The 20,763-nt window shown below is 73.1% G+C and carries 21 protein-coding genes and 1 tRNA gene; 6 read left to right on the top strand and 16 right to left on the bottom strand.

Annotated features, from left to right (window positions below):
* Positions 1-89: 89 nt before the first annotated feature.
* On the bottom strand, positions 90-1,067 hold the full coding sequence (gene selD, locus ACZ6YG_RS18055; protein WP_148029656.1) for a selenide, water dikinase SelD: 978 nt from the start codon (positions 1,065-1,067) through the stop codon (positions 90-92).
* Between the two features lie 47 nt (positions 1,068-1,114).
* Here selD and selA point away from each other — a divergent pair, with 47 nt between their 5' ends.
* The 3 genes from selA to ACZ6YG_RS18070 all read left to right on the top strand — a co-directional run bounded on the left by selA (position 1,115) and on the right by ACZ6YG_RS18070 (position 4,754).
* Positions 1,115-2,416, top strand: a complete 1,302-nt coding sequence (gene selA / locus ACZ6YG_RS18060; protein ID WP_466018620.1) for an L-seryl-tRNA(Sec) selenium transferase — start codon at positions 1,115-1,117, stop codon at positions 2,414-2,416.
* A complete protein-coding gene (locus ACZ6YG_RS18065) occupies positions 2,407-4,650 on the top strand; it encodes a SelB domain-containing protein (protein ID WP_466018621.1) in 2,244 nt (747 codons plus the stop codon). The genes selA and ACZ6YG_RS18065 overlap by 10 nt, the downstream gene beginning before the upstream one ends.
* Before the next feature lie 10 nt (positions 4,651-4,660).
* Positions 4,661-4,754: transfer RNA gene (locus ACZ6YG_RS18070), tRNA-Sec, on the top strand.
* An 8-nt stretch (positions 4,755-4,762) separates the two neighbouring features.
* Here the strand turns inward: ACZ6YG_RS18070 and ACZ6YG_RS18075 are convergent.
* The 10 genes from ACZ6YG_RS18075 to ACZ6YG_RS18120 all read right to left on the bottom strand — a co-directional run bounded on the left by ACZ6YG_RS18075 (position 4,763) and on the right by ACZ6YG_RS18120 (position 11,348).
* Positions 4,763-5,821 (bottom strand): TolB-like translocation protein, encoded by a 1,059-nt coding sequence (locus tag ACZ6YG_RS18075; protein ID WP_466018622.1) that lies wholly within the window; start codon positions 5,819-5,821, stop codon positions 4,763-4,765.
* Positions 5,818-6,321 carry a SigE family RNA polymerase sigma factor gene (locus ACZ6YG_RS18080; protein WP_466018623.1) on the bottom strand — a complete coding sequence of 168 codons (504 nt, stop codon included), beginning with the start codon at positions 6,319-6,321 and terminating at the stop codon, positions 5,818-5,820. The genes ACZ6YG_RS18075 and ACZ6YG_RS18080 overlap by 4 nt, the downstream gene beginning before the upstream one ends.
* A gap of 88 nt (positions 6,322-6,409) precedes the next feature.
* Positions 6,410-6,790: a MauE/DoxX family redox-associated membrane protein gene (locus ACZ6YG_RS18085; protein WP_466018624.1), complete on the bottom strand. Its 381-nt coding sequence runs from the start codon at positions 6,788-6,790 to the stop codon at positions 6,410-6,412.
* The gene (locus ACZ6YG_RS18090; RefSeq protein ID WP_148029662.1) at positions 6,787-7,260 is read right to left on the bottom strand and encodes a hypothetical protein; all 474 of its coding nucleotides are present in this window, start codon (positions 7,258-7,260) and stop codon (positions 6,787-6,789) included. Before ACZ6YG_RS18090 ends, ACZ6YG_RS18085 begins: the two co-directional genes overlap by 4 nt.
* Before the next feature lie 87 nt (positions 7,261-7,347).
* Complete coding sequence (locus ACZ6YG_RS18095; RefSeq protein WP_148029663.1) at positions 7,348-7,530, bottom strand: hypothetical protein; 183 nt, start codon at positions 7,528-7,530, stop codon at positions 7,348-7,350.
* The gene (locus ACZ6YG_RS18100; RefSeq protein WP_148029664.1) at positions 7,531-8,052 is read right to left on the bottom strand and encodes a hypothetical protein; all 522 of its coding nucleotides are present in this window, start codon (positions 8,050-8,052) and stop codon (positions 7,531-7,533) included.
* Positions 8,049-8,558: a hypothetical protein gene (locus ACZ6YG_RS18105; RefSeq protein WP_148029665.1), complete on the bottom strand. Its 510-nt coding sequence runs from the start codon at positions 8,556-8,558 to the stop codon at positions 8,049-8,051. The genes ACZ6YG_RS18100 and ACZ6YG_RS18105 overlap by 4 nt, the downstream gene beginning before the upstream one ends.
* Complete coding sequence (locus ACZ6YG_RS18110; RefSeq protein ID WP_148029666.1) at positions 8,559-9,311, bottom strand: hypothetical protein; 753 nt, start codon at positions 9,309-9,311, stop codon at positions 8,559-8,561.
* A gap of 186 nt (positions 9,312-9,497) precedes the next feature.
* Positions 9,498-10,235, bottom strand: coding sequence for a ThuA domain-containing protein (locus ACZ6YG_RS18115; protein WP_271277637.1), 738 nt, complete (start codon positions 10,233-10,235; stop codon positions 9,498-9,500).
* 42 nt (positions 10,236-10,277) lie between these two features.
* Positions 10,278-11,348 (bottom strand): Gfo/Idh/MocA family protein, encoded by a 1,071-nt coding sequence (locus ACZ6YG_RS18120; RefSeq protein WP_271277636.1) that lies wholly within the window; start codon positions 11,346-11,348, stop codon positions 10,278-10,280.
* A gap of 179 nt (positions 11,349-11,527) precedes the next feature.
* Here ACZ6YG_RS18120 and ACZ6YG_RS18125 point away from each other — a divergent pair, with 179 nt between their 5' ends.
* Positions 11,528-12,712 carry an RNA-guided endonuclease InsQ/TnpB family protein gene (locus tag ACZ6YG_RS18125; protein ID WP_466018625.1) on the top strand — a complete coding sequence of 395 codons (1,185 nt, stop codon included), beginning with the start codon at positions 11,528-11,530 and terminating at the stop codon, positions 12,710-12,712.
* Positions 12,713-12,895: 183 nt separating this feature from the next.
* On the opposite strand, the gene ACZ6YG_RS18130 is transcribed toward ACZ6YG_RS18125, so the two are convergent.
* Entirely contained in the window at positions 12,896-13,942 is a 1,047-nt protein-coding gene (locus tag ACZ6YG_RS18130; protein WP_148029669.1) for a LacI family DNA-binding transcriptional regulator, read from the bottom strand.
* Positions 13,943-14,018: 76 nt separating this feature from the next.
* On the opposite strand from ACZ6YG_RS18130, the gene ACZ6YG_RS18135 reads away from it, so the two are divergent.
* The gene (locus ACZ6YG_RS18135; RefSeq protein WP_187280980.1) at positions 14,019-14,195 is read left to right on the top strand and encodes a hypothetical protein; all 177 of its coding nucleotides are present in this window, start codon (positions 14,019-14,021) and stop codon (positions 14,193-14,195) included.
* A gap of 3 nt (positions 14,196-14,198) precedes the next feature.
* Here ACZ6YG_RS18135 and ACZ6YG_RS18140 read toward each other — a convergent pair whose 3' ends face one another.
* Together ACZ6YG_RS18140 and ACZ6YG_RS18145 are read right to left on the bottom strand one after the other, a co-directional pair.
* Positions 14,199-15,035, bottom strand: a complete 837-nt coding sequence (locus ACZ6YG_RS18140) for a D-alanyl-D-alanine carboxypeptidase family protein (RefSeq protein WP_246639422.1) — start codon at positions 15,033-15,035, stop codon at positions 14,199-14,201.
* Between the two features lie 54 nt (positions 15,036-15,089).
* Positions 15,090-15,614: a DedA family protein gene (locus ACZ6YG_RS18145; RefSeq protein WP_148029670.1), complete on the bottom strand. Its 525-nt coding sequence runs from the start codon at positions 15,612-15,614 to the stop codon at positions 15,090-15,092.
* 133 nt (positions 15,615-15,747) lie between these two features.
* On the opposite strand from ACZ6YG_RS18145, the gene ACZ6YG_RS18150 reads away from it, so the two are divergent.
* The gene (locus ACZ6YG_RS18150; protein WP_466018626.1) at positions 15,748-16,260 is read left to right on the top strand and encodes a hypothetical protein; all 513 of its coding nucleotides are present in this window, start codon (positions 15,748-15,750) and stop codon (positions 16,258-16,260) included.
* Here the strand turns inward: ACZ6YG_RS18150 and ACZ6YG_RS18155 are convergent.
* Positions 16,229-19,594, bottom strand: coding sequence for a BTAD domain-containing putative transcriptional regulator (locus tag ACZ6YG_RS18155; protein ID WP_148029672.1), 3,366 nt, complete (start codon positions 19,592-19,594; stop codon positions 16,229-16,231). The genes ACZ6YG_RS18150 and ACZ6YG_RS18155 overlap by 32 nt on opposite strands.
* Positions 19,595-19,672: 78 nt before the next feature.
* Positions 19,673-20,734 carry a lysylphosphatidylglycerol synthase domain-containing protein gene (locus ACZ6YG_RS18160; protein WP_148029673.1) on the bottom strand — a complete coding sequence of 354 codons (1,062 nt, stop codon included), beginning with the start codon at positions 20,732-20,734 and terminating at the stop codon, positions 19,673-19,675.
* Between the last annotated feature and the right edge of the window lie 29 nt (positions 20,735-20,763).

Here is a 20,763-nt window from a genome sequence, read left to right on the forward strand (position 1 = left end):
GGGGAAGGTGACTTCGGGCAACCGCAATAGATGAAAAGCGATATTTCCGGAATTTTCGGCGTATAACGCTGCCAAAGGCGCTTGCCTGCCTATCGGATGACGATGGCGTGGTCGCCGCGCGGCACCAGTTCGCCGATGACCGGGGCGCCCGGGATCTCGCCGGCGATCAGCAGGCCGCCCGAGGTCTGGGCGTCCGCGAGCAGGAGCATCGTCTCCTCGTCCGCGCCGCCCGGATCGACGTGGCCGGCGACCCAGTCCAGGTTGCGGCGGGAACCGCCCGGCACGTACCCCTCGCGCAGGCTCCGGCGGGCGTCGTCCAGGATCGGCACCGCGGCCGCGTCCACCACCGCCGTCACCCCCGAGGCGCGGGCGAGCTTGAACAGGTGACCCAGGAGCCCGAACCCGGTCACGTCGGTGGCGCAGCGCACCCCGGCCTCCAGCGCCGCCCGGCTCGCCGCCGCGTTGAGCGCGGTCATGGTGGCGACGGCGTGCGGGAACACCTCGCCCGTCGCCTTGTGCCGGTTGTTGAGCACGCCCAGGCCGAGCGGCTTGGTGAGCGACAGCGGCACGCCCGCGACCCCGGCGTCGTTGCGCATCAGCCGGTCCGGGTCAGCCAGCCCCGTCACCGCCATGCCGTACTTGGGCTCGACGTCGACCACGCTGTGACCTCCGGCGACGTGGCAGCCGGCGTCCGCCGCGACCTCCGCGGCCCCGCGCAGCACCTCGCGGGCGAGCTCGTACGGGAGAGTCTCGCGGGGCCAGCACAGCAGGTTGATCGCCATCAACGGGCGCCCGCCCATGGCATAGACGTCCGAGAGCGCGTTGGCCGCCGCGATCCGCCCCCAGTCGAACGGGTCGTCCACCACCGGCGTGAAGAAGTCGGCGGTGCTCACGATCGCCGTCCCGCCCTCGATCCTGACGACCGCCGCGTCGTCACCGCTGTCGAGGCCGACCACGAGATCACCGCCCTGCGGCCGGGCCAGGCCGGCCAGCACGTCCTCCAGCTCTCCGGGAGGGATCTTGCACGCGCAGCCGCCGCCCTGGGCGTATTGGGTGAGCCTCATCATGATCACATCATTGCGTGGATCGCGGGTTTCCGGTATGGCAGATGACCATGACCGATCAACGGCGCCGGATTCCCCGCACGGACGCGGTCCTGGCGGATCCCCGCCTGGCCGAGCTCATCCCCGTCTTCGGCAGGAGCCGGGTGAAGGCCGCGGTCACCGCGGCGCAGCGCCGGGCGCGTGACGGCGAGATCGCCCCCGAGCTGGTGGCCGAGACCGCGCTGGCGTCGCTGTCGGACGCCGGGCCGCGCCGCGTGATCAACGCCACGGGGGTGGTCGTGCACACCAACCTGGGCCGGGCGCCACTGTCCGGGCCGGCGCTGGAGGCCGTGCGGGTGGCGGCCGGATCCACCGACGTGGAGCTCGACCTGGTCACCGGACGCAGGGGACGGCGCGGGCGCGGCGCCCTGGCGGCCCTGGCCCAGGCAGTCCCGGCGGCGGAGGCGGTGCACGTCGTCAACAACAACGCGGCCGCCCTCGTCCTCGCGGCGACCGCGCTCGCGTACGGGAAGGAGATCGTCATCAGCCGGGGCGAGCTGGTCGAGATCGGCGCCGGGTTCCGGCTGCCCGAGCTGCTGGAGTCCACCGGCGCCCGGCTGCGGGAGGTCGGCACCACGAACCGCACCACCGTCGCCGACTACCGGGCGGCGATCGGCCCCGCGACCGGGTTCGTGCTGAAGGTCCACCCGTCCAACTACCGCGTCGAAGGCTTCGGGGGGACGCCCGGCGTGGGCGAGCTCGCGGGGCTGGGCGTCCCGGTCGTCGGCGACATCGGCTCGGGGCTGCTGCGCCCGGAGCCCGCGCTGCCGGCCGAGCCGGACGCGGCCACCTGGCTGGAGCAGGGCGCCGACCTGGTGACGGCCAGCGGCGACAAGCTGCTCGGCGGCCCTCAGTGCGGGCTCCTGCTCGGCCGGGCCGGCCTGGTCGAACGGCTCCGCACCCACCCCCTGGCCCGCGCGCTGCGCGTCGACAAGCTCACCCTCGCCGCTCTGGAGGCCACGCTCACGCACGCCGCCAACCCGACCCGCGCCGCGCTCCTCGCGGACCTGCCCACGCTGCGCCGCCGCGCGGACGAGCTCCTGCTCCTGCTGCACGCGGACGGGGTCAAGGCCGACGCCGTGGACACCGTGGCGGCGGTCGGCGGAGGGGGCGCGCCGGGGGTGGAGCTGCCCAGCGTGGCCGTCACCGTGCCGATCGCGCTCGCCGGCCCGCTGCGGACCGGGACCCCCGCCGTGGTCGGCCGGGCGGCCGCGGACCGCTACCTGCTGGACCTGCGCGCCGTCGCCCCGGACGACGACGGGGACCTCGCGGCGGCGGTGGCGGCCGCCTGGGAGGCGGCGGCATGCGCGTGATCGCCACCGCCGGGCACGTCGACCACGGCAAGTCGACCCTGCTCCGGGCGCTGACCGGGATGGAGCCCGACCGGTGGGAGGAGGAACGCCGCCGCGGCCTCACCCTGGACCTCGGCTTCGTCTGGACCGACGGGCTGGCCTTCGTCGACGTGCCCGGCCACGAACGGTTCATCGGCAACATGCTGTCCGGCGTCGGCCCCGCGCCGGCCGTGCTGTTCGTGGTCGCCGCCGACGACGGCTGGGCCGTGCAGTCGGAGGAGCACCTGCGGATCGTCGACGCGCTCGGCATCACCACCGGGGTTCTCGCGGTCACCCGCGCCGACCTCGCGGACCCGGGACCGGTCCTGGCCGCCTGCCGGGAACGGCTGCGCGGCACCGGCCTCGACGGGATCCCGGCGATCGCCGTGAGCGCCGTCCGCGGCGATGGGCTGGCCGAGCTGAGAGCGGCGCTGTCCGCCCTTCCCGAGCCCGAGCCGTGCCCGGACGCCGACGTCCGCCTCTGGATCGACCGGGTGTTCACCGTCGAGGGCCGCGGCACCGTCGTGACCGGGACGCTCGGCGCGGGCACGATCCGCACCGGCGACCGGCTGATGGCCGGCCGCGAGCCCGTCCGCGTCCGCGGCTTGCACAGCCTCGGCACGGCCCGCGACGAGGTCCGCGGCCCGGCCCGGGTCGCGGTCAACCTCCGCGGCGCGGCCACCCCCCGCCGCGGCGACGCCCTCCTCACCCCGGACCGTTGGCTGGAAGTCACCCAGGCCGACGTCCGGCTCTCACCCGCGACCGACGTCCCCCACCACGCCATCTGGCACATCGGCACATCAGCCACCCCCGCCCGCATCCGCCCCCTGACAGCCCCCTCCCCCCGCACCGTCCGTAACCACCCACCCGCAGCGTCCCCCCACGACCTTCAGAACTCGCCGAGAGTGTCTGTCGGCGACGTTCAGGATCACCCGTATGGAGGAGCCGCCCGCGACCTCCGGGATCGCCCGTCTGGGGGAGTCGCTCGCGACCTTCAGGGTCATCCGCCGGGGGTGTCCGCTCGGGACCTCCAGGATCACCCGTCGGGAGTGGCCGCTCGCGACCTTCAGGGCCATCCGCCGGGATTGGTCGCTCGCGACCTCCGGGATCATTCGCGGGGAGTGTCTGCTGGTGACCTCCGGGACCATCCGCCTGGAACGTCCGCCCGCGACCTTCAGGACTCGCCGGGAGTGGCCGCTCGCGACGTCCGGGACCGCTCGCCTGGAGACCTCGGGCTCGGGCCGGGGGATCGGCTGGCCGCCGACGGCGCGGGGGGCCGTTCGTTCGGGGAGGACCCGGTGCATGTCACGCTGGATCGTGCGTACGGCGGGGAATCGGTGCTCGATCGTGCGTATGGCGGGGACACTGTGCGGGTCACGTTGGAGAGGCCGCTTCCGCTGCGTATCGGTGATCGGGCGTTGCTGCGCGATCCCGGCAGCCGCAGGGTCTGGGGGGTGACCGTACTCGACGTCCGGCCGCCCGCGCTGCGTCGCAGGGGCGCGGCGAGGCGGCGGGCGGAGGAGCTGGCCGCCCTGGACGGCGTTCCCGACGGAGAGGCGGAGCTGCGGCGGCGGGGGATCGCCAGGCTGGACGAGCTGGCCGCCATGGGCGCGCCGGTGACCGCCGAGCCCGTCGCCGGCGCGTGGGTCGCCGATCCCGAGCACTGGGAGTCGCTCAGGGCCCGGCTGGTCGAGGTCGTGACCGCGCACGCCGAGGCCAGCCCGCACGATCCCGGGATGTCGGCCGAGGAGGTCAGGCAGGCGCTGGGCCTGCCCGACCGGTCGCTCGTGGACGCGCTCGCCGAGCGGACGCCGCTCGGCCGCTCCCGGGGACGGCTGACCGCCGCGCCGCCGGAGCTCGCGCCCGGCGTCGAGCGGTTGCGCAGCGACTGGGCCGCCGCGCCGTTCGCCGCCCCCGACGCCGCCAGGCTGGCCGAGCTCGGTCTGGACGGCCGCGACCTGGCCGCGGCGGAGGCCGCCGGACACCTGGTACGGCTCGCGCCCGGCGTCGTCCTGCCCCCGGGCGCACCCGAAAGGGCGCTCACCGTGCTGTCCGGCCTGGCCCAGCCGTTCACCGCCGCCGACGCGCGCAAGGCGCTGGGCACGTCCCGCCGGGTGGTCATCCCGCTGCTCGAACACCTGGACAGGACCGGCGCGACCCGCAGGGCCGAGGACGGCTCGCGCCGGATCGCCGGAACGGGCCGCCCGGAGCGCTAAGATCGCGAGCGGAGGCGTCCAGGTGCCTGGTGGCCCTCCCGGTCTTCAAAACCGGTGGCGCCGAGCATCTCGGCGCGGCGGGTTCGATTCCCGTCCGCCTCCGCTGAACAGTTCAGTGCCGGGCCAGGCCCGGGATCGCCGGCTCCGCCTCGCCCGGCAGGTCACGCAGGACATGCCCGTCGGTGGTCAGCAGCCGCAGGCGTCCCCGCTGGTCGGCCGGTGGCTGGACGACCGCGTACCCGTCCCTCGTGGGCCCGAGGGCGTACTGCCCGTCCGGCAGCGGCGTGCGCTCGACGAGCGTGCCGCGCGGATCGAACCGCAGCACGGCGACGCTGTCGCCGGTGTACTCCAGCACGAAGATCCGCTCTCCGCTGACCTGGACGGACAGCCCGTGGTCGGCGTCGGACAGCACCCCGGACCCGGTCGCCGAGAGCGTGCGGGCCGTCCCGCCCACCCGCAGCCGCACCCGCTCGCGCGCGCCGTCGCCGTCCTGCCCGAGCGCCAGGAGGACGAGCTCGCCCGACGGGAGCACGCCGACCGGCTCGTACCCCTCCGGCGGGGTCAGCGGCTCCGTCCGCCCGTCATCGAGACGCACGTCGGTGTACGCGTGCACGTCCCCGCTCGCGTGGTAGCCGAGGATCAGCCTGCGGGAGTCGGCCGACCACGCCCACGGGCTGTAGGCGCTGTCGGCCCGGCCGTCACCGGGCACGGGGACCCGATGCGCGGTGCCGCCCAGCAGGTCCCTGAGCTCGTAGCCGTCCGGCGTGGGCAGGCCCAGCCAGCGGCCGTCGGGGGACAGCGTGATGTTGCCCTGCGGGTGCACGGTCCGCGCGCCGAGCCCGTAGGTCCGGCCGTCCTCCAGGGTGAGCAGCGTGGGGCAGGAGCTCCGGCACGGCGCGTACACGACCGCGCCGCGGCCCACCGGACCGCTCGAAGGCAGGACTGGGTACCCCGCGCTCGTGGAGACCGCCGGCACCGCCGTGATGGTCTCGGCGGAGCGGGTGAGGTTCTGTAGCAGCCCGAACCCCCCGGCCACGAGCAGGGCCGCCGCCGCGGCGCCGGTCACGGCCCGCGCGGTTCTGCGGCGGCGCAGGACGCGCAGGGCGAGGTCCGCGTCCGCGTAGTCGCGCGCGTCGGCTCCTAGCCGGTGGTACGTGTCGCGGAGGTTCATGGGCACACCCTCTCCAGCAGTCGCGGCGCCACCCGGCGCAGGCGGTTGAGCGCGTCGTGCGCGTGCCGCTTGACCGTCCCGACCGAGCAGCCCAGGTGCGCGGCGACCGCCGACTCCGGGAGGTCCTCGTAGAAGCGCAGGTAGAGCACGATCCGCTGCTTGGCCGTGAGCACGCCGAGCGCGCGCCCTAACATGATCTTCAGGTCGGCCTGCGTGGACTGGTCGTGGTGCGGCCCGGAGTCCGGCAGGTCGGCGGTCGGGACGATGGTGAGCCGCCGAGGGCGGCGCCAGGTGCGCAGCTGGTTGAGCATCATCGTGCGCACGTACGCCTCGGGATCGGCCGCGGCGGAGACCCTGCGCCACCGGGTGGCGGCCTTGACCAGCGTCTCCTGCAGCAGGTCCTCCGCCTGGCCGTGGTCGCCGGTGAGCAGGAACGCCGTCCTGGACAGGGCGTGGCCACGCGCGGCCACGAAGTCGCGGAAACCCTCGGTGTCGATCAATCGGCCCAGCCCTTCAGTCCTGCGGCGTCATAGGAGAGGACTCTCCGCACCCCGCCGGAGGTTGAGGCCGTTCGCGAGATCGTGCCAGTCAGGCCGGGACGGCGAGCAGCAGCAGGCCCAGGGCCAGCACCGCCGCGGCCCTGGCCCAGGTGCGCCAGGACACCGGCTCGCGGACGCCGAAGCACTGGCAGGCGGCCGGCCCGCCCGCGGCGACCAGGTACGTCTGCGCCGCGGTGAAGCCGGCCCCCAGCACCGTCGCCGCCACCCCCGCCACCAGGCCAGGGGCGGGGGAGAACAGCAACGCGGCCGTGCCCACCTCCACGGCCACGGCCGCGCCCGCGGCGGCCGTGCCCACCGCGCCCCGCAGCCCGAACGCGCCGAGGCTGTCGCGGAAGCCGCGCGGATCCCGCAGCTTGCCCGCGACGGCCAGGACGAGCACCAGCCCCAGCGCGTACCGGACGACGATCACGCGATCACCATCAGGGCCAGCATCGGGATCACCAGGACCACGAACAGCGGCCGGAGCCTCGGCAGCTCGAAGTAGAAGGCCTTGTCCGCGCTGTTCTTGCTGCGCGCGGCCACGAACGTCAGCAGCATCACGGCCCTGCCGAGCGCGAACCCGGCGCCGGCCAGGAGCGCCTGCTGCCAGGAGGCGAGGAACACGATGGAGATCGCCATGATGTGCGGCAGCGCCGTCGGCGAGTACGTGCGCATGCCCGTGCCCATCTCCATGCCGAACTGCACCGAGCCCCAGAACGGGATCCTGGTGACGAACTGCGGGACGAGCCGCGCGTTCTGCAGGATCGGGAACCGGAGCACGCCGATCTCCTGCAGCAGCAGGACGATCGCCGCGACGACGACCACCACCCGCGCCACGGCGGGCGGGAACGGCACGCGCAGGAGCGAGCCGACCACCACGAAGGCGAACGCGGTGCCCATCGCACCCAAGAAAAGACCGAGGACGAACCCCGAGACGTCAGAGCCCCGCCGGACCGACGAGGACAGCACCCAGGCGCTGTTGAGGCTTCAAACGGAGCCCGACAGCGAGAACCCGGCGACCAGGGCGGCGACCAGCCAGACGAAGCCGGTCGTGCCCGCGCCGAGCGCCCCTGCCGAGGTCAGGGCCGCGAGCACGGCCGCCTCCCCCGCCGCGATGAGCCCGAAGCCGGGCCAGAGCAGGCGGAGGGAGGCCGACGTGTTGTCACTCACTCAGATCGTGGTCCTGCAGATCGAGAACTGGCCGGAGCCGCTGGCGCCGCAGGCCACCACGTAGCGGTAGCCGTCGGAGCACTTGCGCCGCTTGCTGGTCGTGCTGCCGCCGGTCCAGCGCCAGGCGTTGCGGCCGGCGCACGAGTCGGCGTACGAGGTGTAGTTGATGCTGACGCAGGTGCCCGAGTAGCCGTCGTCGCGGTGCCAGGAGCCCGTGCAGTTGTCGGAGCCGTAGTAGGCCGAGGACGGCACGCACACCGACGACGCGTTGATGAATCCCTTGCAGGTGTCCCAGACGGTCTTGTAGACGGCGGCGGCGGCGCTGCGCGGGCGGGAGCCGGGCAGCAGGTCGAGGGCGCCGAGCCCGGCCGCCGTCGCCACGCCGAGGGCGAGGCCGAACACGCCCCGGCGGCTCGGACGCGGCTTGGTCGCGGCGACCCGGGACGGGACCGCGTCCACGGGCTCCCGGTTCGCGCTCGGTATCTGGTCGAGGATCGAACTCTTCTCGTCCGAGATGGTCACGGCTGTGCTTCCCTTCGTTTCTCCAACGCTCGTTCCACGACGTCCACCAGCGCCTCGCCGGACCCGACCGGGGTCGAGAACACGACCAGCCCGTCAGGGCCGACGACGAGGAGGGCGGGTGCGTACGGGACGGTGATCGACCGCCACATCTCGGGGTCCTTGATCACCCGTACCGTCTCGGGGAGGCTCTTGCCGAAGCCCGGGTCGTCGGACACCACCGCGAAGGAGTGGTCCTCAGGGAGTTCGGGAGCCAGTTTGGCCACGGCGACGAGGACGTCGTCGCAGATGGAGCACTGTCTGTTGATCTTCACGACCAGCGTCGTGCCGTCGGGCCTGGTGATGGCCGAGCGTGCCTGCTCGTGCTGCCCGGAGGTGAAGCGGACGCCGACGCCCTCGTAGGTGGCCAGCTCCAGCTCGCGGACCCGGCGGTAGAGACCCGCCCCGGCCGCGAAGAGCAGCCCGACCAGGACGGCGAGGACGATGATCGCGGCGGTGGCGGGCTCCACCTACGCGGTCCACTCGAGGCGCTTGATCTTCGTGAGGAAGGTGGCGGCGGCGTCCTCGGCCGCCACGCCCAGGGAACGCACGGAGACGCCGGGCCGGTCCTGCCGCGGGGCGTCCCACGGGGACAGGGTGACCACGGCGGTGTCGGTGACCATGATCAGAGGCTGCGCGTGGGTGTTGGACTCGTCGTCGTCCCGCCAGATCTCGCCCGCGCTCGTCTCGTAGCCGCGCCAGGCCGGGATCCGCTTGGAGCTGGTCTGCTTGGGCTCGACGAGCAGCGACCCGACCCCGGCGATGGTCTGCGTGTACATGGCCATGGACAGCTGGAAGCGCTGCCCGGCGTCGGCGGTCATGCCTTCGGGGGTGTCGGTCCACGCGACCCGGGCGAAGGTGTCGATGATGTCCTTCGTCTCCCATTCCGGGGCGTAGAACATGCCGTGCACCATGTGCCAAGGGCCGAGCCAGGCGGCCCAGCGGGCGTCCTGGGGGTCCTTGCAGTCGTGGATGACGAGCTCGCCGCCCGCCACGGACAGGCGCTCACGCTCCCTGCCGCCGACCGCCTGCACGGCCGAGCCGAGGGAGGTGAGGGGCGCGAGTTCGAGGGCCCAGACATCGGCCGTCGTGTCGCGGCTCCCGTATTTCGGGTTGTAACGCACATGGCCGCACCAGACGTGCAGCAGTTCTTTGTCGTTGTCCTCGACTTCTAGTTGAATAATGGAATTGTCGATGGCGCGGACGCGGGATAAATAAGTCATGCCGACCCCTTGACGAGTGCCGATGCTGCGCGCGACCAGAGCTTTTCATGATCGGATTCAGCCCGTCAAGAGGCTGATCAACTCACCGGTAAAGTCGCTGATCATGGGCTTTACCGTTTTTTACTGGAACGGTCTAGCGGCGTTTTTCTCTTTCCTGACCGGCGGTGGAAAGTCCGGTAAGCGCTCCTACCACCGGACCGGCGTGTGCGCGTTGTCCAGCGGCTCGCCGACGCCCGCCGGCGGGGCCGCCCACAGCACGGCGTTGGCCAGCACGCGGCGCACGTCGGGATGGTGGTAGACGGGGTAGTTCTGGTCGCCGGGGCTGAAGTAGAAGATCCGGCCCAGCCCCCGCCGGTAGCAGCAGCCGCTGCGGAACGCCTCGCCGCCGCCGAACGAGCTGATGAACACCAGCTCGTCAGGCTCGGGCACACCGAACGGCTCGCCGTACGTCTCGTGCTCGCCGATGACGATCGGCCGCGGCACCCCCTCGGCGATCGGATGGCCGGGGGCCACGGTCCACACCAGCTCGCGCTCTCCGGCGTCGCGCCAGTTGAGGCTGCACGTGGTGCCCATCAGGGAGCGGAAGAGCTTCGAGTAGTGGCCGGAGTGGAGCACCAGCAGCCCCATGCCGCCGAGCACCCGCGACCGCACCCGCTCGACCACCTCGTCGGCGACGTCCTCGTGGGCCATGTGCCCCCACCAGGTCAGCACGTCGGTCTCGGCGAGCTCCTTGTCCGACAGCCCGTGCTCGGGGTCGTCCAGGACGGCGGTGCGGACGCGGACCCTGGAGCCCAGGTGCTCGGTCAGCCCCGCCGCGATCGCCCCGTGCATCCCGTCGGGGTAGCGCCGCCGTACCTCCTCCTCGCGCTGCTCGTGACGGTTCTCGCCCCACACCGTGACCTTGATCGGCCCCTTGATCGGCATCGTGTCCCCCCTCGTGCGCCGCCTACGGGGAGGGCCTACCCGTCATTCGGCCCAGCTCATCGGCGCGGGCGGTTCGAACGAGCTGACCAGCTCGACAGTCCCGCCCTTCTCGTACGAGGCGCGCGCGGCGCAGAGGATCTCCACCACGTGCGCGGCCTGCTGACCGGTGGCGCGGTGCGGCCGCCGCTCGCGGATCGCGGCGGCGAGGTCGCGTACGGCCCGGCCCCATTCGACGCCCGCGTACGGCTCCCGCAGCGGCTTCACCGGCCGGGGCTCCTCGCGGAAGGCGGCGATCTCCAGCGGCGCGTCGAAGTCGTGCCAGCCGCGCAGCAGCAGCGATCCGCCGTCGCCGTGGAACTCCATGCCCTTCTGGTGGGTGTTGCGCTGGTCGACGTAGAAGTCGCAGGTCAGCCGGAGCAGCACGCCGCCCTCGAACTCGATGTTGGCCACCACGTAGTCGGGCGTGGTGAGGGTGAACGGGAGGCCGTCGAGGCGGGTCCGCTGGGGGTGCAGGGTGGAGGCGAACGCGGTCACCCGGCGGGCCGGGCCGAGCGCGGCCGTGGCGATCGTGAGCGGGTAGACGCCCACGTCGAACAGCGCCCCCACCTCGTAGAAGCCGACCGGCTCCGGGTGCCACACCTCGATCCGGCCCCAGTTCACCTCCGCGTAGACCAGCCGGACGCGGCCGATCGCCTCCTCGCGCAGCAGCTTGAGCGCCGTCTGCTGGGACTCGCCGAGGAACGTGGCGGGCGCGCCGCCGAGCCGCAGCCCGCGCTCGCCGGCCAGCGTCACCAGCTCGGCCGCCTCCTCGTAGCGCAGCGCGAGCGGCTTCTCGCTGTGCACGTGCCGGCCCGCCTCCAGGGCGCGGCGGATGACCTCGTAGTGGGCCTTGTGCGCGGTCAGGTTGACCACGATGTCGACGCCGGGGTCGGCCAGCAGCTCGTCCATCGTCGCGTACGCGCGGACGCCGTGCGCGGCGGCGAGGGTCCCGGCCCGCGCGGGGTCGACGTCCTGCACGCCGCGGAGCTCGATCTCGGGGTAGGAGGCCAGGTCGGCGGCGTACCTCTGGGCGATGTTTCCGCATCCGACGATCGCCACGCCTGTGGTCCCCATCAGAGCCTCCCGAGGGGACCGTTGCCTTCAGGCAACGGGGGAATCGGGAGCGGGAGGGCCGCCAAGGCCCGAGCGTGCCCTGACCTGTCAGGTCTGCGCATCACGGATGTCCTTCCGGGTTTGTCGGCGCCAGCCGATATTGTGGCGTTGTCGTTACCGAATGTGACAGGAGGTGGGGTGTGCGCAGGTCGTTCAAGTTCCTGCTGCGCCCCACCCGCCACCAGGAGATCGCTCTCACCGCATGTCTGGAGGACCACCGGCAGCTCTACAACGCCGCCCTGGAGCACCGCCGCACCGCCTACGCCAAGGCGGGCGTGAGCGTCCGCTACGGCGACCAGTCCGCCGAGCTGAAACACATCCGGGGCGATGACCTGGATGGGCAGGGCCGCTGGTCGTTCTCCTCCCAGCAGGCCACCCTGCGACGCCTCGACAAGGCGTTCCGCGCGTTCTTCGACCGCGTCAAGGCCGGACGCACCCCGGGCTACCCGCGTTTCAAAGGGCGCGGCTGGTTCGACACCGTCGAGTGGCCGAAGGACGGCGACGGCTGCCGGTGGGACTCCCAGCCCGGACACCCCACCGCCACCTACGTCCGCTTGCAGGGCATCGGGCACGTCCGCGTCCACCGGCACCGGCCCGTGAAAGGCCGGGTCAAGACCATCAGCGTCAAGCGCCAGAGCTCCCGCTGGGTTGTGGTCCTGTCGTGCGACGACGTACCCGCCGGCCCGCTGCCCGCCACGGGTGCGGCCGCAGGGATCGACATGGGTGTGGCCTCGCTCGTCACCACCTCCGACGGCGGCGAGGTGGCGAACCCGCGTCACCTGGCCGCCACTGCCGGCCGTCTCGCGGACGCGCAGCGCGACCTGGCACGCAAGAAACAGGGCTCCTGGCGGCGGCGCAAGGCGGTGGCGCGCGTCGCTGCGCTGCACGCCAAAGTGCGCAGGCAGCGCCTGGACCACGCGCACAAGGCCGCGAACGCGCTGGTCCGCGCCTACGACGTGATCGTGCACGAAGACCTGCGGATCACGAACATGACCCGCAGCGCGTCCGGCACCCGTGAGCAGCCCGGCCGGAATGTCGCCCAGAAGTCCGGCCTCAACCGATCGCTCCTGGACGCGGGTTGGGGGGTGTTCCTGACGATCCTGTCGCACAAGGCTGAAAGCGCCGGTCGAGAGCTGATCGCGGTGAACCCCGCCGGCACCTCCCGCACGTGCTCGTGTTGCGGGCACTGCGCGAAGGCGAACCGCGTCACCCAGGCCGAGTTCCGGTGCGTGTCGTGCGGGCATGCCGCGCACGCCGACGTGAACGCGGCGATCAACATTTTGAGGGCAGGGCTTGCCCTTCGCCAGGCTGCGGAAGCGGCTTAGCGAGAAGCCGCTCCCTTCAGGGAGCGGAGGAGTCACCACACGTCTCCCTCGCAGGCTCGCGGATCTGGCACTTCGATCACCGAAACTACGCGTACCGCACAACAAAGGTCAATCATGTGTAATGAGCTGAAAACCTGCCGTTTACGCCACTTGACTAGGGAGGGGAGCGTCTCGTCCGAAGGACTACGGACGCGGCGGCGCTGTCGAGGCGCGGACGATCAGCTCGTGCGGGAACAGCAGCCGCTCGGGCTCGTCAGGCGGCTCCAGCAGCAGCCGCCCGGCCGCTGCCCCGATCTCCTGCTTCGCCTGCCGGATCGTGGTCAGCCCGGCCTCCTCGGCGGCGCTGTCGGAGAACCCCACCACCGACAGGTCGCGGGGGACGTCGAGCCCCAGGTCGGCGGCGGCGTCGAGGATGCCGAGCGCCAGCACGTCGGTGTTGGTAAGGATGGCCGTCGGCCGCGGCGTGCGCCCGAGCAGCGCGTGGCCGGCCTCCCTGCCGGCCGCCCGCGAGTTCCTGCTCAGCTCGTAGAACGGCACGGACGCCCAGTCGACGCCGGCTGACACGCAGGCCGCCTCGTAGCCGGAGCGCCGCCCTCGCATCGCCTCGAACACGGCGCCGCGCTGGCGGCCGGGGTCGGCCCAGCCCGTCCGCCCGTCGTCGTGCAGGCCGACCATGGCCACGCCGACGCGCCGGTGGCCCAGCTCGACGAGGTGACGCGCGGCCTGCGCCCCGGCGGCCGGCTCGTCGATGCCCAGGAACGGGTGACCGGGCACGTACGGCTCGTCGACCACCACCGTGGGCAGCCTGCGGGCCAGCACCTCCGCCAGCGCCGGGTGGCCGTCGGGCAGTGACACCACGCAGAACGCGTCGACCACCGCGTCCCGCACCGGCGGCGGGCGTTTCTCGCCGCGCGGGAGCGGCAGGATGAGCAGTCCGACCCCGGCCTCCTCGGCGGCGGTGGCCAGCCCCTGGAAGAACCCGAGCGCGTACGGGTCGGCGAAGGCGTAGGCGAGGGTCTCGCTGAACAGCAGGCCCACCGCGCCGGCCCGGCCCAGGCGCAGCGAGCGCGCTGCCGCGTTGGGGCCGGCGTAGCCCAGCTCGTCGGCGACCTGGAGGATGCGCCGCCGCAGGTCGTCGCTGAGCTGGTCGGGCCGGGAGAAGGCGTAGGACACGGTCGCCCTGGACACGCCCAGCCGATCGGCGATCGTCTGCAGCGTGACCCTGGCCATCTTCCCACCGTAGCGGATCTCTTGCCGACCACCTCTTAATCGATTAAGGTCTTAATGGATTAAGAAGGAGGGTTCCATGGATGCCATGCAGGTCCTCGCGTACCGGACCGCGATGGGACACCGGGAGTCGGCGCATGCGGCGCTGCCGGACGCGCCGGTGCTGCCGCATCGCGACCGGGCCCGGGTCAGGGTCCGTCTGGCGCACAGCCTGCGCCGGACCGCCGACCGCCTCGACCCGGTCGTGCAGTGCTGAGCCTCAGCCGATGACGATCTCCCCGGCGGCGTGCTCCAGCAACCGCTCGGCGGTCTTGAACCGGCGCTCGTCGCTGTCGCCGAGCAGCACGCCGACCACCCGCGTGCCGCGTTGCTCCGCCGCGAACAGCAGGCAGAACCCGGCCTTGCGGGTGTAGCCGGTCTTGACGCCGATCGCGCCGTCGGCCCGGCCGAGCAGCTTGTTCGTGTTGGTCCAGGTGTGCGCCTGGTGCAGAGCCGTCTTGGTCACCTTGTGCGTCGGGCGGCTCACGACCGTCTTGAAGACCGGGATGTCGAGCGCGTACTGCGCCAGCCTCGCCTGGTCGACGGCGGTCGAGTAGCCGCCGTCGCGCGGGGTGGGCATGCCGTCGGCGTTGGTGTAGCGGGTGTCGCCGAGCCCCATCCTGCGGGCGGCGGAGTTCATCTTGGCGACGAAGGCGGGCTTGCCCGGCCCGTAGGTGCGGGCCAGCGCGTTGGCCGCGTCGGCGCCGGACGGCAGCATGAGCGCGTACAGCAGGTCCCGGACCGTGAGCCGCTCGCCCGCGCGCAGGCCCGCCGTCGCCGCGCCGCCCTTGGCGGCGTAGCGGACGTCGGCGGCGGTGACGGTGACGACGTCGGTCAGCTTCGCCTCGCGCAGCACCACGTACGCGGTCATCACCTTGACCAGGCTGGCCACCGGCACCCGGGCGGTCTCGCGCTTGCCGAAGTGGACCGTTCCGTGGGAGTCGACCACGTAAGCGTGCCTGGCGGCCACGGCGGGGGCCGCGACGGCCGGCGGCGCGGCGGAGACCCCCACGGTGAAGGCGAGCATGGTGGAACAGGCGAGAGCAGCGAAGCGCATGCGCACCATGTTGACATCAAGAGGGCGCGGATTCGGTGAAACATGCCGGGACGGTCAGGCCGGGAGTGTTTCCTCCCGCTGCGCCCTTTTCTTGCGCCGCCGGGCGACATAGACCGCCACAGCCGCCACGACGGCCACCGCCACCAGCGCGGCCGTGATCGGCGACTGGTAGGCGAGCCGCAGCCACGCCCACAGCGCGACCATGCCGCCGAACCACCACAGCGGCGCCCAGGTCATGCACCCGAGCGCGCTGGCCACCACGTACCAGGGATAGGACACCCGCAGCGCCCCCGCCACCCACGGCAGCGTGTGACGCAGCATGGGCACCCAGAAACAGCCGTAGACGGCGAGAGCCCCCCACTTCTCGACCGTCCGCTCGATCCTGGCGATCCGCTCCCGGCCCATCCGCTCGCCGACGCGGGACTCGTACAGCTTCTCGCCCAGCCGGCGGCCGGCCCAGTAGTAGACCTGGAACACCACGAAAAGGGCGATCATCAGGATGACGCCCACCAGCCAGTAGGGCAGGCCCAGCCAGAACGGGTCCGTCGGCGCCGGCATCGCGAGCGGGAGGTGCCTCATGGCGAACTCCACACCCCCAATCGTTAGGTCAGGCTTACCTTATTTCACCTTGCAAACGACTGCCATATCGGGCTGCAAGTCGTGGTCAACCACCTCCCAGTAGACCTGAGGGTGAGCGAAAGAGGTGGTGACCATGGCGACGAGAAGCGGAGCGGTGCTGGCCAGTGGTACGGCGAACGCGGCCAAGTTCGTGGTGGCGGCCCTGGCCTTCACCGCCGCGTACGCGGGCCTGTCGGCCTACGGTATCGCGAGCTCCGCCCAGGCCCCCGCGCCGGCCGCCGTGAGCCTGTCGGCCGAGAAGACACCGGTCACCACAGCCCTCACCGCGCGGGCGCTCGCCGCCGGCACCGTCACCGTCAGCGCGCTGCCCGCCGGGCCGGGCTGCCTGAAGCCGTACGTGGCCCGCACCCTCCTGGTCAACCCGGACCCGGGCCGGACCGTCTCCTACAGCTGGAAGCTGGCCCGCTGGAGCCCGTCGGCCAAGACCTGGCGGACCTACTTCGTCGACTACTCCGGCTTCGCCGGGGCGCGCGGCACTGCCGAGTGGGAGGCCACGGTCTCCGGCAACCCCGGCTGGTATCGCGTCGAGCTGGCCGTCGAGGGCGCCAAGACCGTCAAGAGCGACCGTTTCCAGGTGAGTTGCTGACCGAGCGCTGCGCCGCCTCCACCCATCGCGGCACGCCCACCCGCCTGGCCACCTCCAGCGCCTTGAGGTAGTGGTCGCGGGCGGCCTCGGGCTGGCCCACCCGGATCGCCAGGTCGCCGAGCGTCAGCGCCACCGGCCACAGCGCCACCACGCCGGTGCCGGCGCCCGCGACCCGGTCGGCGAACGGCTTGAGCTTGTCGTAGCAGTCGACCATCCGCTCCCGGTCGTCGAGGAGCATCCCGGCCAGCGCCCGCCACGTCATGGCGAGCTCGTACAGGAAGTCGGGCCGCACCGGCGGGCGCACCGCGGCGACGGCCTTGGCGTCGGCCAGGTGACCCGCCGAGGCCAGCGCCAGCGCGTAGGCGTCGAGGGTCCACTTGGCGCCGCGCTGGTGGGCCTCGGCCAGCAGGTCGACCATCTCGGCGGCCCGCCCGTCGACCAGGTGGAGGCAGAACGCGGTGATCAGCGGCAGGTCCTGGCGGCCCTCCAGCATGCCCGCCCTGGCGGTCAGCCGGGCCGCGTCGCGGTAGGCGTGCTCGGCCGCCGGGTAGTCGCCGGCGATCATGCGCCGCAGCCCGACGTACCACGCGTGCACCGCGGCGGGGGCCGGCAGGTCGTACTGGCGGGCGAGCTGGTCGGCGGCGGCGGCGTGCTCGTCGGCCGCCGCGAACTCGCCCCGCGCGGCCGCGCACTCCAGCAGCACCAGGTGGGCCAGCGCCTGGGTGGCGATCTGCCCCGAACGCTGGGCGACCTGCAGCAGCTCACGGCCGATGCTCTCGCGGGTGTCGACCGCGGGGATGTCGTAGGACTGCCGCAGCCGCGCGCTCAGCGCGACCGCGATCAGCGCCGGGTCGCCGCTCTGCCGGGCCACCTCCAGCGCCTCCAGCGACGCCTGGCGGCCCCGCTCGGGCGAGGAGGAGCCCTCCAGCTCCAGCGCCAGCGTGGTGAGCAGGCTGGCGCGCAGCGACTGCTCGCCCTCCGGCAGCTCCGACAGCGCCCGCTCGGTGATGTCGACGATCTCCCAGGCGGTGCGGGTGAAGTCGCGGGCCATGCCCTTGTGCGGCACCGCCAGCGACGCGGCCACCCGGGCCGTCAGCTCCAGGTCGCCGAGCGGCAGCGCGGCGTCCATCGCCTCGCGCCGCAGCACCCGGGCCGCCGTCATGTCGCCGCATAGCGCCAGCGCCTTGATGCGGCGGAGCATGAGCTGCAGGCGCTGCTTGGTGTCGCCGCCGGTGCGGTCGAACGCGGCGGTGGCCTGCTCCCACAGCGTGGCCGCCTCGCGGTGGGCGAAGCGCCGCTCGGCCTGCTCGGCCGCCAGCCCGGCGTAGTGGACCGCCTTGTCGGCGGCGTCGGCCAGGTAGTAGTGATGGGCCAGCGCCGCCACGTCGGACGGGGCGCGCCGCTCGATCACCGCCGCCACGGCGGCGTGCAGCCGGGTGCGGCGCAGCCGCGAGGCGTCGGAGTAGATCGTGTCGCGCACCAGGTCGTGGTCGAACCGGAGCATGCCGGGACCCGGCTCGGTCACCAGCCCCGCCAGCAGCGCGGCCTCGACCGCCTCGACCACCGCGTCCTCGTCGCCGGCCACGTCGACCAGCACGTCCACGTCCACGTCGCGGCCGATCACCGCGGCCTGCAGCAGGATCTGCTGCGCCCCGGCGGGCAGCCGGGAGATGCGCCGCCGCAGCACGTCGCGCACCCCGGACGGCACCTGCGACAGCACCTCCGCCGCGCTGGCCCGGTCGGCCGCGCCCTCGGCGTCGAGCAGGCGTACGGTCTCGCGCACGAAGAACGGGTTGCCCGCGGTGCGCTCCACGATCGACTCGACCGCGTCGTCCTCGATCTCGCGCACGCAGGTGGCGCGCACGAGCTGCGCCACGGCCTTCGGGTCGAGCCCGGACAGGCTCACCCGCAGCGGCCCGAGCCGGGCCAGGGCGGCGAGCACGTCGGCCTGGTTGTCGTCGAGCTCGCTCTCGCGGCAGGTGACCACGAGCAGCACCCGGCTGGTGGCCAGCAGGCTGGGCAGCGCGCGCAGCAGCGCGAGCGTCTGGTCGTCGGCCCAGTGGAGGTCCTCCAGCGTGAGCAGGACGGGCGAGCGGCTCGCCACGCCCGCCAGGTAGCCGCCGACGGCGCGGTGCAGCCGGAAGCCGCCCGACACCTCGTCGTCGTCGGGGTCGGGGGCGGCGTCGTCGAGCAGCGGCGCGAGTAACTGGGCGTACTCGCCCGCGCCGGTCACGCGGACCAGCGTGCGCAGGATCTCCACCCAGGCCCAGCCGGGCGGGGTGGCGCTGGAGTCGGGGCAGGCGCCCGACGAGGTCATCCAGCCGTCGGCGGTGAGCCTGCCCTGGAGCTGGCGGAGCAGCGTGGTCTTGCCGGCGCCGGCGACGCCGGTGACGATCGCCACCTGGAAGCGGCCGGTGCGGGCGGCGGCCGTGGTCAGCCTGGACAGCTCGGCGTCGCGGCCGACGAACGGCTCAGGCTCCAGCGGCGGCGGCTCGACGGGCGTGGCCGGGCGGGGCGGCCAGGTGTCGGCCGCCGGGACCGGCCTGGACGGGCGCGGCGGCGGGGTCAGGTCGAGCTCGGGCGACTGGGCCAGGATGTCGGACTCCAGCTTGCGCAGCGCCGGGCCGGGGTCGATGCCGAGCTCGTCGGCGAGGATGCCGCGCGCCCTGCGCAGCGCGGCCAGCGCGTCGCCCTGCCTGCCGCAGCGGTAGAGGCCGAGCGCCAGCAGCCGCCAGCCCTCCTCGCGCAGCGGGTGTTCGGTGGTCAGCGCCTCCAGGTCGGGCACGGTCTCGGAGGGCAGGCCCAGGCGCAGGCCGGTGTCGGCGTGCCGCTCGCGGGCCACCAGCCGCAGCTCGGCGAGCCGGTTGACCTCGGCCTCGGCCCACGTCTGGTCGGCGAAGTCGGAATAGGGGGTGCCGCGCCACAGGCCGAGCGACTTCTCCAGGCGGCCGCGCGCCGACTGGGGGTCGCCCTCCTCCAGGTGCTCGCCCGCCGCGCGCACGAGCTGCTCGAACCGCAGCGCGTCGACCTGGTCGGGCGCCACCCGCAACGCGTAGCCGGAGGCCACCGTCACCAGCAGCCGGTTGGGCCCGCCGCGCGGGCGGCCGGGCTCCAGCACGCGGCGCAGCCGCGAGATGTAGACCTGCAGGCCGGACTGGGCGCCCTTGGCCGTGTCGTCGTCCCACAGGTCGTAGAGCAGGGTGTCAACGGGCACGACCTGACCCCTGGCCACGAGGAGCCGGGCGAGGACGGCCCGCTGCCGCAACCCGCCGAGGTCGAGTTCGTCGTCGTGTGCGTACGCCTCGACTGGCCCCAGAACTCGGAACGCCACCATTTCAGCCGCCACGCTATGCGGGCTTCCGAATCACGCACAAGGCCCGGGGTTGATAATCGAGCGTTATGTTTCTGATCGTCACCTGGGGGCCTTCGAGATCGTGGACGGGGGCTCCGCGGCGGCGCCACGCCTGTCGCGCCTACGCAGAAGCGCCCACGCCCCGAGCGCGAGGCCACCGAACGGGATCTCGATAGTGTAAGTCCAGAAGCCGAAAAGCAGTGCGGCGGCCGTCGCGGGAGCGAGCGGCACGCCGAACGCGCTGGTGAGCAGCACCACCACGCCCGCCTCCATGATGCCCGCCCCGCTGGGCGTGATCAGCGCGGTCGTCAGCACCCGCGACAGCGCGAAGACCGCGATCGACTCGGCCGGGCCCGGATAGGCGCCGGTGGCGACGAGGCAGGCCACCATGATCGCCCCCTGCAGGACCAGGAACGCGACCATGCCCGCGGTCAACGGCGGCCACCGGGTCCTGATGACGTCCGCGGTGTCGGCCCGCAGCCGGTGGAACGCCTCCGACGGCCGCACCCGCAGCCGGATCAGCCGTACGAGGGAGTCGAGGCCCCGGCCCAGCACGGCCGCGGCGCGGTCCCAGTAGAGCGCCACGGCCACCACCGTGACGAGGACCAGGATCGACACCGCGCCCGCCCAGCCCGCGTTGGCCACCGTCGGGTTGGGCACCCGGCCCGCGATCAGCAGCGCGATGATGCCGACGGCCGGCAGGACGAACCTGAACAGGGTGTTCCACACGCCGCTGACCAGCGTCATGACCACGATCGAGCGGCTGTGGAAGCCCCACCCCCTGGCCATCGCGAACGTCAGCGCGACCCCGGCGGCGCCGCCGAACGGCAGCAGGTTGCTCACCGCGCTGCCCGCCGCGTTGAGCGTGAGCGCCTGCAGGCGCCCCAGCCCCGGCAGGGATCCCGTCAGCACGAACGTGTACGCCAGCAGGCTGAGCAGCCACAGCCCGGTCATCAGCGCGATGGTGCCGGCGCCGAGCGAGCCGAAGACGGCCCAGATCTCCCGCCACGAGACGTGCTTGCCGGTCAGGGTGTGCACGATCTGCGGCAGGTAGACCACGAGCACCACTGCCAGGCCCAGCGAGAGGGCGGACAGCGTGATCTGCAGCCACTTGTTCTTCATCGGCTCCCAGTCTGGCGGCTGCGCGGCGT

It is taken from the genome of Nonomuraea sp. NPDC054003 (assembly GCF_055585125.1).

What these genes read in the sequence shown, in the direction of transcription:
- ACZ6YG_RS18090 (WP_148029662.1), bottom strand. Translation starts at nt 7,260, where the DNA reads ATGGGCACCGCGTTCGCCTTCGTGGTGGTCGGCTCGCTCCTGCGCGTG.
- ACZ6YG_RS18135 (WP_187280980.1), top strand. Translation starts at nt 14,019, where the DNA reads ATGGATGCCATGCAGGTCCTCGCGTACCGGACCGCGATGGGACACCGG.
- ACZ6YG_RS18150 (WP_466018626.1), top strand. Translation starts at nt 15,748, where the DNA reads ATGGCGACGAGAAGCGGAGCGGTGCTGGCCAGTGGTACGGCGAACGCG.
- ACZ6YG_RS18075 (WP_466018622.1), bottom strand. Translation starts at nt 5,821, where the DNA reads ATGAACCTCCGCGACACGTACCACCGGCTAGGAGCCGACGCGCGCGAC.
- ACZ6YG_RS18140 (WP_246639422.1), bottom strand. Translation starts at nt 15,035, where the DNA reads ATGCGCTTCGCTGCTCTCGCCTGTTCCACCATGCTCGCCTTCACCGTG.
- ACZ6YG_RS18160 (WP_148029673.1), bottom strand. Translation starts at nt 20,734, where the DNA reads ATGAAGAACAAGTGGCTGCAGATCACGCTGTCCGCCCTCTCGCTGGGC.
- selD (WP_148029656.1), bottom strand. Translation starts at nt 1,067, where the DNA reads ATGATGAGGCTCACCCAATACGCCCAGGGCGGCGGCTGCGCGTGCAAG.
- ACZ6YG_RS18145 (WP_148029670.1), bottom strand. Translation starts at nt 15,614, where the DNA reads ATGAGGCACCTCCCGCTCGCGATGCCGGCGCCGACGGACCCGTTCTGG.
- selA (WP_466018620.1), top strand. Translation starts at nt 1,115, where the DNA reads ATGACCGATCAACGGCGCCGGATTCCCCGCACGGACGCGGTCCTGGCG.
- ACZ6YG_RS18130 (WP_148029669.1), bottom strand. Translation starts at nt 13,942, where the DNA reads ATGGCCAGGGTCACGCTGCAGACGATCGCCGATCGGCTGGGCGTGTCC.
- ACZ6YG_RS18110 (WP_148029666.1), bottom strand. Translation starts at nt 9,311, where the DNA reads ATGACTTATTTATCCCGCGTCCGCGCCATCGACAATTCCATTATTCAA.
- ACZ6YG_RS18065 (WP_466018621.1), top strand. Translation starts at nt 2,407, where the DNA reads ATGCGCGTGATCGCCACCGCCGGGCACGTCGACCACGGCAAGTCGACC.
- ACZ6YG_RS18155 (WP_148029672.1), bottom strand. Translation starts at nt 19,594, where the DNA reads ATGGTGGCGTTCCGAGTTCTGGGGCCAGTCGAGGCGTACGCACACGAC.
- ACZ6YG_RS18115 (WP_271277637.1), bottom strand. Translation starts at nt 10,235, where the DNA reads ATGCCGATCAAGGGGCCGATCAAGGTCACGGTGTGGGGCGAGAACCGT.
- ACZ6YG_RS18120 (WP_271277636.1), bottom strand. Translation starts at nt 11,348, where the DNA reads ATGGGGACCACAGGCGTGGCGATCGTCGGATGCGGAAACATCGCCCAG.